The organism is Aeromonas sp. 2692-1 (assembly GCF_013085505.1).
In the GTDB taxonomy this organism is placed as follows: domain Bacteria; phylum Pseudomonadota; class Gammaproteobacteria; order Enterobacterales; family Aeromonadaceae; genus Aeromonas; species Aeromonas hydrophila.
In genome coordinates, this window is record NZ_CP038513.1 from 4295675 (window position 1) to 4308566 (window position 12892).

Below are 12892 nucleotides of genomic sequence, written 5' to 3' on the forward strand. Positions count from 1 at the left end.
GGCGATGACCACAGCAATCACCTGGAACAACGAAACCGGCCGAGGCGATATCGACATCACCTCGGCCGGTTTGCGTCAGGATGATGGCCTTGAAACCATTGTCCTGCAGATCCTGTTCACCGATGCCCGCGCCGATCCCTCTGATGTATTACCGGATGGTACCAACGACCGCCGTGGCTGGATCGGCGATACCTTTTCCGACGAGTCATGGGGCAGCAAGCTATGGCTGCTCGACAGGTCAAAGCTCACCACTGATGTGCGCAATCTGGCAGTGACCTATGCGCAAACTGCCCTCGATCGCCATTTAAAGCCTGATTACGCCAAGCTCGTTACCGTCACTGGCGCCATTCCTCAATTTCAGATGCTGCAGCTCGATATCGCCATCACCCGCCTTGATGACAGCGAGCTGAGCCTGAGCATCAAACAACGTTGGGAGGAGCAAGCCAATGCCGTATAGCGTGCCAACCCTGCGCCAGATTATTGCCAGTGGCGAGCTGGATCTGGAGTCAAGCCTGGGCTCTGTGTTGCCCAAGTTCGGCATTGAACAGGCGCTCAATATCGCCGTCAGTGCCGGCATCCGCGATGCGTATGATCATCAGTCATGGATTGTTCGTCAGATCATCCCGACGACTGAATCTGATGATCAGACCATCATCGAAACGGCGCAGTTTGAAGGGGTCATCCGCAAGCAGGCCACCTATGCTGCAGGCCCAGCCACCCTCAATGGCACAGTGCCAGCGCCGGTCGGTACCGTGCTGCAACACAAGGACGGTCGGCAATATGTGGTGACCACCAGTGCCAGCCCCAGCAGTGGAGCGGTCAATGTTCAGGTGCAAGCGTCTGCTGCCGGTGCCGCCGGTAACCTGGTCTCAGGAGAAACGCTGACATTGGTCACGCCAGTGGCTGGTCTGCAGTCAAATGGCGTCAGCGGTGACATCAGCGGTGGCGCCGATATCGAGCCCATTTCTGAACTGCTGGAGCGCCTGTTGTTCCGCAAGCGTAACCCGCCCATGGGGGGCGCGGTCGCCGATTATGTTGCCTGGATGCGTGAGGTCCCCGGTGTGACCAGGGCGTGGGCCTATGACGTTTGGCAGGGCGGCGGAACGGTCGGCATTGGCTGGGTTTTTGATGACCGGGCTGATATCTTGCCGACCCCTACCGACCAGCAATACATGATGGAGTATCTCTTTCGCCATCCAGATCCGGCGACAGGAGTGCTAGTTGGCCGCCCAGGCGGTATCGAGCCCGTCTTTATCGGTCCCTTGCTCAAGACCACCGATCTGGCCATCACGCCAACCCCAGACAGTGCCGAGATCCGCGCGGCCATCCAGCGCAACTTGGACGGCTATGAGCGGACTCTGCAACCCGGTGACACCCTGCTGCTTTCCAAGATCCGTACCGCCATCGGTACTGCTGCAGGCGTCAAAAATTACATTCTGGATCTGGCTGCCGATGTGCCGGCGAATATCGATGAGTTGAACGTCATCGGAGTGATCACATGGCCCACTCTGTAGCGCAATGGGGCGATGCCCTGCAGCAGCAGATGCCGCGTGGTCGTGCCTGGCCGCGTGATCCTGATGCCAATTTGCCGAAATACGTCTTGGGTTTTGCCAGGCGGCTGGCCGCGCTGGAGCTCAGTGCCGATCAGCTGCTGCTGGAAATGCGCCCTGAGACCACCAATCTGCTGCTGCCTGAATGGGAAGCCTATCTGGAATTGCCTGAGTGCGAGGCGACAGAACAGTCATTCGAGCGCCGGCGTGCGGCCGTGGTTGAGAAGTACCACCGCAAAGGCGGCCTGCAGACCTGGATGATTGAGCAGATCGCAGCGGCGCTCGGCTTCACCGTCAAGGTCTATGAGCAGTGGCCTCACCATGTGCTCAGAAGTGTCATCTATCCACTCTACCCAGCAGAAACTCGTTTCATATTGCGCGTTGATGTTATCGGCATGCCAGAAGACCGTTTCACGGTCCTGGATAACGTGCTGACGCCGCTCCGTGGTAATGCACCTTTGGTGCTCGAATGCGTGCTCAATCGCCTGAAACTGGCTGGTTTTTACTACGACTTTAACTACGAGGTGTAACTATGTTTTGGCCTGACCGTGGTAGTGGTGTACCTGCAGAACCTGCCCGCAGACCGGTTGCGTCCGCAGTTCGCCAATATTTTACTGAGGGTGGTGAGGGTGTTCATCCCACCGTTCCTGGTGGTGACTGGTTCAACCAGATAACCAACGAGATGCTGAACGTGCTGGCTGCTGCCGGCATTAACCCGAGCAAGACGGATGATGACCAGCTGTTGCTGGCCATTCAGCGCATCTCCAAGGCCATGAGTGCCCGTGAGGCCCTGCGCCGTACTTACGCCGAAGCCGGGTTCACTCTGGTACCTGGTAGTTTCGAACTTGGCGGTACCGTGACCACGGCCACTGATGTGTTGCTCTATGAAGCGGATGGCCATGCCTACAACTGGGATGGAGCTTTCCCAGGCGGAGGAAAGGTCGTTCCTCAAGGTTCCACTCCAGCTTCTACCGGAGGTGTCGGCCCAGGCCTTTGGCTGGATAATGCTGGTGCTACCCTGCGTGGCGATCTTGCTCTTCCTGGTGGTGCTGAGAGTATTGGTTTTGAGCAATCTGGAGCAGATTCCGAGGCTCGTACTGCGCAGGATAAGTTACGCGAACGCATCACCCCACAAGACAAAGGCGCGGTAGGGGATGGGGTGACAAACGATCAAGCCGCTTTCGATGCTCTTGAAGCTTCCTTCTCAGGTCAGGTAGTTGACCTGATGAGCAAGACATATCTGGTCACGTCCATCCCGACTGGAAACCGTTACGCTAACGGCTACTTCAAGGTTGGTTCCAGCACTTTCAAAGCAGTATTCGACACAGCCCCTAAGTTCGGATCTGGTCGGGTGGTTAGCGGTGAGGGTGCTTTAGCATCGCTGCCTGATGACTATGACATCGGCGAGTCCGGTCTTGTGGTAGCTATTGGCCCTGGTGCGATGGGTAGCGCAACCCAAGTTAAAAAGGCTATGGCATGGGGACCTGGGTCGATGTCAGAGGGGCTAATACTGAGGGACAATATCGGCATAGGTGAGGATACCCTCAAGTTCATCGAGTCAGAAAGCCCAGACTATGGACCTTTCCCAGGCACGAGAATGCTGGCGATTATGAGCAATTCATTCCGGTTCGCCACAACGGCAAACCGTGGTGTAGGACTTGGTAGAAACACAGCTCAGGCAGTTACCACATCAATTAAGGTAACTGCGACTGGCGCTAACTCGGTATCGTCATACTGCCCGATTGATTGGACAGGGGAGATAACCAACCCGACACCTGTAACAGCCGATGGCATTACGGCATATGGCGCAGACACTCTATCTCTTTGTGATGGCGCAGAGGATACTGCTATCGGCGTTAGCGCTGGCCAGAACATCAAAAAAGGTGACGGCAACTATTTCGGCGGGGCGGGCGCCGGGAGATTGCTCGATTCTGATCTGTCTAATGCAAATAAGGTATTAGACCTCACGGTTCGCACTGGGACATACACGGCGAGCGATACCGCTGTAACTGTCAACGTAATTGGAGTTTCCGCAGTTGTTGGTAATCGTGTGCGGTTGCAGGCAACTACTGGCCCTATGGTGCTATCAGAAGCGGTTGATGTTGTGGTTGTTACCGCCCCTACCTCCGACCAGTTCACATTTACCTGCCCAGTTGCATTCTCTGGAGCTGGCAACATCGAGATTACCCAGGTAGAGACATCCACCACGCGAACGCCGAGTCGCTGGAACTCTCTTTGCGGCGCACGATCCGGTGAGCTTGCTACCTCGATGCAAGAATGCTCATTCAATGGATACAGCACCGGTAAGGCGTTCAACGGCACTGCTGCCACCCTTACTGGGTGGGGCAGTGGGTTTGGGCTGTTAAGCGGAACCAAGATCACTGGTAACGGGCATCAGTCTCTTAGATTCATGCAAGATGGTAGTGTTGCTACTGCCCTGACAAACTCATCAGGGTTCGGTGCTAACACTCGAGTTTCTGGTGACAACCAAGTGCAGCTTGGTGATTCCGCGACTACAACCTACGTTTATGGAACCGTACAGAACCGATCTGATGCGCGTGACAAGGCAGATCTGCGCCCCACTACACTGCTTGATGAATTCATTGATGGCTTGGAAGCTGAAGAAGGCTTCTGGGATATGCGTGATGATTAGGTAATCCCCCCATTTTTAGGGGCATTCAAAAGTAGAGGTCATGCGGCCTGTGCCAGACGCTGTTTCGGCGTGTAGCCACCCAGCGCCATATTGGGCCGCTCATGGTTATAAACCCACAGCCAGTTCGTGGCAAACTCCTGTAGTTCATTCAGTGACTCAAACAGGTAATGGCCCAGCCAGTCGTAGCGCACCGTGCGGTTAAACCGTTCGATGTAGGCATTCTGCTGCGGATTTCCTGGCTGGATATAGCCCAGGGTTATCCCCTCCTGTTTCGCCCATCGCTTGAGCTCTTCGCTGATGTATTCCGGGCCATTGTCACATCGGATAATGGCGGGCTTACCTCGCCACGTGATCACCTGCTCCAGCGCCCGTTTGACTCGTGAGGCGGGTAAGGAGAAATCCACCTCGATGCACAGCGCTTCACGATTGAAGTCATCGATCACATTAAACAGCCGCACCGAGCGGCCATCGCTGAGCTGGTCATGCATAAAGTCCATCGACCAGCACTGATTAGGCTGGTCGGGAACCGCCAACGGCTCTGGCTTAGCCCGAACCAACCGTTTCCTGGGTTTTATCCGCAGATTGAGCTCCAGCGCCCGATAGATCCGGTATACCCGTTTGTGATTCCAGCCAAAGCCTTGGACGTTGCGCAGGTACAAAAAGCATAACCCGAAGCCCCAGTTGCGCTGGCTGGCCGTGATACGTAGCAGCCAATCGGCAATTTCCTGGTTTTCATCGACCAGCACGGGCTGATAGCGATAGCAGCTTTCACTGACCTTGAAGATCCGGCAAGCCAGACGGATGGATATGGCGTAGTGAGTCACGGCTTTGGTCGCCATCTCCCGGCGGGCAGATGGCGTTACCACTTTTTTGCCATGGCCTCGGTGATGATCTCTGCCTTGAGGCGCTCCTCGGCGTACATCTTCTTGAGGCGGCGGTTTTCGTCCTCCAGCTCCTTGAGTCGAGCCATGAGGGAGGCATCCATCCCCCCGAATTTGGAACGCCACTTGTAGAAGGTGGTCGTGCTGATGCCATGCTCGCGGCAGAGCTCCGGGACGGGAGCTCCAGCCTCAGCTTGTTTGAGGATGGCGATGATCTGGGTATCGCTAAAGCGTGATGTTTTCATGTAGAACCTCCTGCGTTCAAGGTACGGGAAAATTCTACTTATGAGCACCCTGGTTTTTCGGGGGGATTACCATTACTTTGAAGAATATCAGGTGCAGATCGGTATCGATGAAGAAGCGCAACCTGTGTTCGAGACTAGAATTAGGCCAATACCGAAAGATGGCAGCAAAAAGCGCAATCGTCGGCACCAGTGGTTTGTGGCTCAAAAAATCAAGGCGCTTTGCGACGATATAGGCGTTGATTTCGCGGGTCTACAAGATCATTCCATCAACGATGGATGCGATGTGATGACACTCGGTTACGATGAGTTTATCCCCCCGCTTACTGCCTATGTACAGCGCCGCAAGGCTGAACTACGTGCGCTCGAGCAAGTAGTCTGCCAGCATGCTGAAACTATCAAGGCCATTACAGAACGCCTTGACAAACTTTCGCCACCAGCTGTTTAGCCCAAAGTTTAAGGCCCCAACAATGGGGCCTTAAACTTTCATTAAGTGTTATCTCTACCAGTATTTCGCTATCATTTTGATCACTATCCTTAGTGCTCAATACACTCGCCATCAGTGCTCAATACACTCGCGCGGCTACAACGCGGTACACTGACCAATCACCAAGTTTATGTTTTTATTGAAAAAGCCCCATGGCCCTGGAATGGCCTGGTGCCATCAACCTTCGGTGGAACGCCATCATGATGAAAAGAACCGCGATTGCCCTGACGCTGGCCGGCCTGCTGACACTGCCTGCCGTGCTCCCTTCCGAAGCCTGGGCTACCCCGGTACGCTCTCTGCAAAAGGAGCAGAATTACGACCAGTACATCAGCAAGCGCCAGGTGGTGGATCAGCTGCTGGCGGACGCCTGGCAGATCTTCAAATCCCCCGCCCGCATCTCCACCGCCGGCTTCACCGCCAAGATGCCGAGCAACATGGAGCAGGTGACCGAACTGCTGCTGCAGGCCTACCAGCTCGAGCCCTATCGCACCGACCTGCTCATCTCGGCGGCCAATGCCCAGATCTACAACGGCAACGTGGACAAGGCCATCGGCCTGTTCGAGCAGGCCCTCAGCACGGCGCCCGATGACATCGACCTGCTGAGCTACCTCGCCACCTGGCAGACCTTCAAGCACAACGAGGCTGCCGCCAAGGGGTATCAGAGCAAGCTGGCGACCCTCAATCCCGGCCGTGCCGCCGATCTGCAGCGCATCTTCGATACGGTCGATCGCGTCGTCGCCACCCCGCTCAAGGAGCAGGGGGAGCGCTCACCCAAGCCGGGCAACCGGGCCATCGTCACCCTGGGTTATGCCCTCAATCCCGACGGGTCCATGCACGACATCCTGCTGGGCCGGCTGGAAACCACCCGGGCGCTGGCCAAGGCCAACCCGGCGGCCCTCATCATCCTGACCGGCGGCGTGCCCCAGAACCGTCAGACCGAGGGCAAGCTGATGGCCGACTGGCTGGTGAAAAAGGGGATCGACCGCTCCCGCATCATCGAGGAGAACTACGCCACCAGCACGGTGGAGAACGCCCTCTACAGCGGCTATGCCCTCGCCCGCCACCAGATCGAGTACGCCACCCTGGTGAGCTCCGCCAGCCATGTGCGCCGGGGCCAGACATTGCTGGAGATCGCCTGCTGGCAGAGCGGGCCGGCCGGGATCCGGATAGACAGCGTCAGCTATCCCGACAAGCCGCTCTCCGAGCTTGCCAAGGTGAGCGACAGCGAGCTGCTCGGCATCTACCGCGATGCCCTGCGCACCTACGGGCTCTGGAGCTACCGCTCCGCCCCCCTGCTGGAGCGCTGATTCCGGGCGGGCCTTGCTCGCCCGGCCCGTTGCTTGCGCGCGTCTTGCCTCAGCGGTATCCCCTGCACCATACCAACCCGCCCAACCGGCGGGTTTTATTTTATCCGCCCAGCCAGCCGGTTCGATATTCAATAAATGGGCAAGCATTGCCATATCTGAATATGGCTTGCCGATATTTTCAGCATTTTTTCAACACTCATTGCCAGCCACCAAATATCGACTTGCCATATTGAGATATATGAATAAACGGATTTAATTGCTGTTCTTTTTCTAAGAACCATATTTCATCAGCCATATATTTTCGGTCTTTCCTCAATCTCCCGATAAATGGGAAAACTGCCGCTTCATTCCCCCGATGGAGCAATATCATGACAGGAAAAGGACATTCCCTCTGGCTGGCGGCGCTCACCCTGCTCAGCCTGCAAGCCAGGGCCGTGGACGTTACTGTGGCCTACCAGACCTCGGCCGAACCGGCCAAGGTGGCTCAGGCCGACGACACCTTTGCCCGCACCAGCGGCGCCACGGTGAAGTGGCTCAAGTTCGACAGCGGCGCCAGCGTGGTGCGGGCGCTCGCCTCCGGCGACGTGCAGATCGGCAACATCGGCTCCAGCCCGCTGGCGGTGGCCGTCAACCAGCAGGTGCCCATCGAGGTGTTCCTGCTCGCCTCCAAGCTCGGCAACTCGGAAGCGCTGGTGGTCAAGCCCGGGCTCAACTCCCCTGCGGCCCTGGCCGGCAAGCGCATCGCCGTGCCCTTTACCTCCACCACCCACTACAGCCTGCTGGCCGCGCTGCGGCACTGGGGAGTGGATCCGGCCAGCCTGCAGATCGTCAACCTGCAGCCACCGGCCATCATCGCCGCCTGGCAGCGGGGCGACATCGATGGCGCCTATGTCTGGGCTCCGGCCCTCAACGAGCTGACCAAGGGCGGCAAGGTGCTGACCGACTCGGCCCAGGTGGGCGAGTGGGGAGCCCCCACCCTGGATGTCTGGGTAGTGCGCAAGGCGTTCGCCAAGGCCCATCCCGATCTGGTGCAGGCCTTCGTCGACAGCACCCTGGCGGCCCAGCGCGACTACCTGGCCAACCCCGACGGCTGGCTCGCCAAGCCGGACAACCTCGCCAAGCTGGCCAGCCTGAGCGGTGTACCGGCCAGCGATGTGCCCGCGCTGGTCAGGGGCAACACCTACCTGAGCGCCAGCCAGCAGGGTGCCGAGCTGGGGGATCTGGTGAACCAGACCCTGGTGGACACCAGCCGCTTTCTCAAGGAGCAAGGCAAGGTACGAAGCGCTGGCAACGATTATCGCGACTACGTGACCGACCGCTTCGTCAAGGCTCACGCCCGCTAACCCCGCAAAACAAGGAGGCATGCATGCTGCAGCTCACCCACCTTTGCGCCGATTACGCCGGGCGCAGAGTCCTCGACAACATCAACCTGACCCTGGATGCGGGCGAGCTGATGGTGGTGCTCGGCCCCTCCGGCTGCGGCAAGACCACCTTGCTCAACCTCATCGCCGGTTTTCAACCCGCCCAACAGGGCACCATCAGCCTGCAGGGGCAACCGGTGCGCGGCCCCGGCGCCGAGCGGGGGGTGGTCTTCCAGAACGAGGGGCTGCTGCCCTGGCGCAACGTGCTGGACAACGTCGCCTTCGGCCTGCAGCTGGCCGGCGTGCCGCGCCGCGAACGCGAGGCCAGCGCGCTGGCCATGCTGCGCAAGGTGGGGCTGGAAGAAGCCCACGCCAAGCCGGTCTGGCAGCTCTCCGGCGGCCAACGCCAGCGGGTCGGCATCGCCCGGGCGCTGGCCACCCAGCCGCAACTGCTACTGCTCGACGAACCCTTCGGCGCCCTCGACGCCTTTACCCGCGAGCAGATGCAGACCCTGCTGCTGCGCCTGTGGCACGAGCAGCGCCGGCAGGTACTGCTCATCACCCACGATATCGAGGAGGCGGTGTTCATGGCCACCGAGCTGGTGCTGCTCTCCCCGGCGCCTGGGAGAGTCATGGAGCGGCTCACCCTGGATTTTGGCCGCCGCTTCGCCGCCGGCGAGCCCTGCCGCAGCATCAAGTCGGATCCCGCCTTCATCGCCCGGCGCGAGTATGTGCTGGAGCGGGTCTTTGCCGAGCGGGAGGTGTTTGCATGAGCCTAACCCTCTCCCGCCCGCTCGACCCTGCCCGCCGGATACGCCTGCGCTGGCCGCTGCCACGCCGGCTTGGGATAAGTCTGCTGACCCTGGGTGCCCTGCTGGCGCTCTGGTGGCTGGTGGCCAGGCTCGAGCTGATAAGCCCGCTGTTCCTGCCGCCACCCGCCCAGGTGCTGCAACAGCTGCTCACCCTCGCCGGGCCGCAGGGCTTCATGGACGCCACCCTCTGGCAACACCTCGCGGCCAGTTTGCAGCGCATCCTCATCGCCCTCGCGGCAGCCACCCTGTGCGGCGTGACGGTGGGTCTGGCCATGGGGCTCAGCCCCACCCTGCGCGGCATGCTCGACCCGCTGATCGAGCTCTACCGACCGGTGCCCCCCCTTGCCTACCTGCCGCTGATGGTGATCTGGTTCGGCATCGGCGAGACATCGAAGGTACTGCTCATCTATCTGGCCATCTTCGCGCCGGTCGCCATGGCCACCCTGGCCGGAGTGCAGGGCGCCAGGCAGGTGCGGCTGCGGGCCGCCCGGGCGCTCGGCGCCAACCGCTGGCAGGTGCTCTGGTATGTCATCGTGCCCGGCGCCCTGCCGGACATGCTCACCGGGCTGCGTATCGGGCTCGGGGTCGGCTGGTCCACCCTGGTGGCGGCCGAGCTCATCGCCGCCACCCGCGGTGTGGGCTTCATGGTGCAAGCCGCCGGCGAGTTTCTCGCCACCGACGTGGTGCTGGCGGGCATTCTGGTGATCGCCCTGATCGCCTTCACTCTGGAACTTGGTTTACGTGCGCTGCAGCGTCGCCTGACGCCGTGGCATGGAGAAGGACTATGAGCAATTCCCTGTATATCACCCCCCTCGGCCCCCACATCGGCGCCGAGATCAGCGGCATCAGCCTGGCCGGGCCGCTCGATGAGGGCCAGTTCGCGCAGTTGCAGCAGGCCCTGCTGACCCATCAGGTGCTGTTCTTTCGGGATCAGCCCATCAACCCCCGCCAGCAGCGGGCGCTGGCCAACCGCTTCGGCGATCTGCACATTCACCCTGTCTATCCCCACGCGCCGGAGGCCGAGGAGATCATCGTGCTCGACACCCACGACGACAACCCACCGGACAACGACAACTGGCACACCGACGTCACCTTCATCGAGACGCCGCCGGCGCTGGCCATTCTGGCCGCCAAGCAGCTGCCGCCGGTGGGGGGCGATACCCTGTGGGCCAGCGGCATCGCCGCCTTCGAGGGGCTCTCCCCCCGCCTGCAGCAGTTGCTGGCAGGGCTGGAGGCCGAGCACGACTTCACCAAGTCGTTCCCGGCCCATCGTCACAACGCCAGCCCGGCCGAATACCAGCGCTGGCAGGAGGCGGCGGCCCGCAACCCGCCGCTGCGCCACCCTGTGGTTCGCACCCACCCCTTGAGCGGTCGGCAGGCACTTTTCGTCAATGAAGGCTTCACCACCCGCCTGCCCGACTTGCCGGCGCAAGAGAGCGAGGCACTGCTCGCCTTCCTGTTTCGCCATGTCACCAAGCCCGAGTATCAGGTGCGCTGGCGCTGGCGGGAGCACGACATCGCCATCTGGGACAACCGGGTCACCCAGCATTACGCCAACGCCGACTATCTGCCGGCCCGGCGAGTGATGCACAGGGCCACCGTGCTGGGGGACAAGCCGTTCTGGCGCGCGCCCGCGTAACGCCAACATCTGCCCAGCACCGACCGGTTGCGTCGCTGTTATTGATCCCGCATAAAATAACGGTGCGCGTTGCCGGTCATTATTTTCAAATAGATCAATGAGGCCGCCAAATATCACCAGAAATATGTAAATCGACACACCTTGCAATATTTCCATACAACTTCCGGCTGCCATCCGGTCGGCCCCTCCCCGTACTATTTCTGGGTTCAGGCTAGATAAATGGAAATAGACAATGAAATACACGCTGCTCATGACCCTGCTGGCACCGGCATTGCTGGCAGGCTGCAATCTGGAAAAGAAAGATGAGCCCTTCCAGGCCCGCCATATTCGCGCCGGCTATGACGCCGGCCAGGTCTGCCAACAGCTGCGCCAGGGCTGGCAGGAGGACGGCATCGCCATTCCCGCCAGTCAGGTCAGTTGCCACTATCTGACGGTGCCGCTCGATTACGACAAGGAGTGGGTCCAGATCAAGGAGAGCAAGTGGGAGAAAAGCTCCACCTCGCGCTCCAGCAGTAGCTTTTTCTCCGGCGACAGCAGCCGTTTCTCCTCCTGGTCGAACCAGCCCAGCCGCACCCAGATCAAGCAGGAGACCCGCACGGTCAAGGGCGACACCCTGGATATCTTCTATCTGCACTATCGCGCCAGCGGCGACTATCGCGGCACCCTGTTCTACAACCCGGGCGGCCCCACTTCGGCCACCCCGGATCTCGGCCTTTTGCTCGACCTGCTGCGCAGCGCCAACCCCGCCATCCTTGAGCACTACGACATCGTCACCCTGGATCCCCGCGGGGCTGGTTACAGCGCCCTCGGCCACGAGCTGCGCAGCTGCCTGCTGACCGACAAGCAGGGGGTGCGGCCAGACATGACCCCGGCGCAGCTCGCCCAGCTCTTTGCCAGCCGGGACAAGGGCGCCCTGCCGGCACTCGAGAGCGGGGCGGATCAGGGCAAGGCCTTCGGCACCACCCTGCGCGAGCGCTGCGACGAGCCGTTGCGGCTGCATGCGCCGCACCTGGGCTCGCGGGCCGTGGTCGAGGACATGGAGCGCCTGCGCCAGCACCTGGGGCGCGAGCGGATCACCCCCATCACCTTCTCCTACGGCACTCGTCTGGCCGCCCTCTATGCCGCCCGCTATCCGAGCCACGTGGCCAATCTGGTGGTCGACTCGCCGATGTCTCCCGCCGAGAGCCGCTACCCGGCCATCTTTCGCCGCGATGCCGAGAATGCCAACCGCATCCTGGCCTGGCGCTTCGGGGATCAGGCGCTGCAGCGCAGCATGGCGGTGACCCGCCAGGTGCGCGACAACGGCCGCTATGTGGACAATCAGGGCAATGTGCTCGACCGCGCCAACTGGGTGGCGGTGCTGGGCGATGCCATCAGCGGCAGCCAGCGCGACGATCAGCTCGCTTTCTGGCAGCAGGACGACGCCGGCCCCCTGCTGGCCCGCCTCGCCGGGCAGGACGATGACAACCCCTATCAGGAACTGCAGGAGATGCCCTTCTTCAGCGCCATCCACTGCACCGACAACAGCGAACCCTATGGTTGGCAGGGGCTGGATCCGGAAGATGCCGCCTTCCAGGGGGCCGGCGCCCTGCTGCTGGCCAAAAGCTTCAACACTTGCGCCGACTGGCCTTATCCGCGCCAGCCCATCACCAGCTACGGCGCCGGCGAGATAAAGCTGCCGGATGATGCCAAGGCCCTGGTGCTCGGCGCCGAGTACGACCCCAATACCCCCTTCGCCGGTGCCCGCCAGATGCAGGCCGCCTTTGGCAGCGCCGCCCGCCTGGTGCAGGTAGAGCAGAGCAATCAGCATGGCCAGCTAAACAGCTCCCGCTGCGCCCGGGCGGCTCTCAGCACCCTGCTGTTGGGGGATGCCGCGAGCCTGCCCGCCGAGCAGCGCTGCCTGGCCGACTGAGCCCAGCCCTACCAAGCACAGCTGGGCACAATCCAGCTGAATGAAGCC

General features: G+C 60.7%; 12 protein-coding genes. 11 read left to right on the forward strand and 1 reads right to left on the reverse strand.

The features are described from left to right. Positions 1 to 4 precede the first annotated feature (4 nt). Genes E5E97_RS20005 through E5E97_RS20020 form a run of 4 tightly spaced genes read left to right on the forward strand, consistent with a single transcriptional unit; the run spans position 5 to position 4203 of the window. Positions 5 to 457 (forward strand): phage GP46 family protein, encoded by a 453-nt coding sequence (locus tag E5E97_RS20005; RefSeq protein ID WP_171280888.1) that lies wholly within the window; start codon positions 5 to 7, stop codon positions 455 to 457. After that, entirely contained in the window at positions 447 to 1514 is a 1068-nt protein-coding gene (locus E5E97_RS20010) for a baseplate J/gp47 family protein (protein WP_171280889.1), read from the forward strand. The genes E5E97_RS20005 and E5E97_RS20010 overlap by 11 nt, the downstream gene beginning before the upstream one ends. After that, the gene (locus E5E97_RS20015; RefSeq protein WP_171280890.1) at positions 1499 to 2080 is read left to right on the forward strand and encodes a YmfQ family protein; all 582 of its coding nucleotides are present in this window, start codon (positions 1499 to 1501) and stop codon (positions 2078 to 2080) included. Before E5E97_RS20010 ends, E5E97_RS20015 begins: the two co-directional genes overlap by 16 nt. 2 nt (positions 2081 to 2082) lie before the next feature. Continuing rightward, on the forward strand, positions 2083 to 4203 hold the full coding sequence (locus tag E5E97_RS20020) for a hypothetical protein (protein WP_171280891.1): 2121 nt from the start codon (positions 2083 to 2085) through the stop codon (positions 4201 to 4203). Between the two features lie 38 nt (positions 4204 to 4241). On the opposite strand, the gene E5E97_RS20025 is transcribed toward E5E97_RS20020, so the two are convergent. Then, positions 4242 to 5329, reverse strand: a protein-coding gene (locus E5E97_RS20025; protein ID WP_099368947.1) for an IS3-like element ISKpn10 family transposase whose coding sequence is annotated in 2 segments (ribosomal slippage) — positions 4242 to 5077 and positions 5077 to 5329 — 1089 coding nt in all. Because the reading frame shifts where the segments join, the coding sequence is not laid out codon by codon here. Between the two features lie 40 nt (positions 5330 to 5369). On the opposite strand from E5E97_RS20025, the gene E5E97_RS20030 reads away from it, so the two are divergent. The 7 genes from E5E97_RS20030 to E5E97_RS20060 all read left to right on the forward strand — a co-directional run bounded on the left by E5E97_RS20030 (position 5370) and on the right by E5E97_RS20060 (position 12844). Further along, positions 5370 to 5774: a hypothetical protein gene (locus E5E97_RS20030; RefSeq protein ID WP_171280892.1), complete on the forward strand. Its 405-nt coding sequence runs from the start codon at positions 5370 to 5372 to the stop codon at positions 5772 to 5774. A gap of 191 nt (positions 5775 to 5965) precedes the next feature. Next, the gene (locus E5E97_RS20035; protein ID WP_171280893.1) at positions 5966 to 7120 is read left to right on the forward strand and encodes a YdcF family protein; all 1155 of its coding nucleotides are present in this window, start codon (positions 5966 to 5968) and stop codon (positions 7118 to 7120) included. Between the two features lie 368 nt (positions 7121 to 7488). After that, complete coding sequence (tauA, locus tag E5E97_RS20040; protein WP_171280894.1) at positions 7489 to 8463, forward strand: taurine ABC transporter substrate-binding protein; 975 nt, start codon at positions 7489 to 7491, stop codon at positions 8461 to 8463. 23 nt (positions 8464 to 8486) lie between these two features. Next, complete coding sequence (gene tauB / locus E5E97_RS20045) at positions 8487 to 9254, forward strand: taurine ABC transporter ATP-binding subunit (protein ID WP_017765673.1); 768 nt, start codon at positions 8487 to 8489, stop codon at positions 9252 to 9254. Beyond that, positions 9251 to 10081: a taurine ABC transporter permease TauC gene (tauC, locus tag E5E97_RS20050; protein WP_017765674.1), complete on the forward strand. Its 831-nt coding sequence runs from the start codon at positions 9251 to 9253 to the stop codon at positions 10079 to 10081. The genes tauB and tauC overlap by 4 nt, the downstream gene beginning before the upstream one ends. Next, positions 10078 to 10932 carry a taurine dioxygenase gene (gene tauD, locus E5E97_RS20055; RefSeq protein WP_171280895.1) on the forward strand — a complete coding sequence of 285 codons (855 nt, stop codon included), beginning with the start codon at positions 10078 to 10080 and terminating at the stop codon, positions 10930 to 10932. The genes tauC and tauD overlap by 4 nt, the downstream gene beginning before the upstream one ends. A gap of 232 nt (positions 10933 to 11164) precedes the next feature. After that, positions 11165 to 12844: an alpha/beta hydrolase gene (locus E5E97_RS20060; RefSeq protein WP_171280896.1), complete on the forward strand. Its 1680-nt coding sequence runs from the start codon at positions 11165 to 11167 to the stop codon at positions 12842 to 12844. The last annotated feature ends 48 nt before the right edge of the window (positions 12845 to 12892 follow it).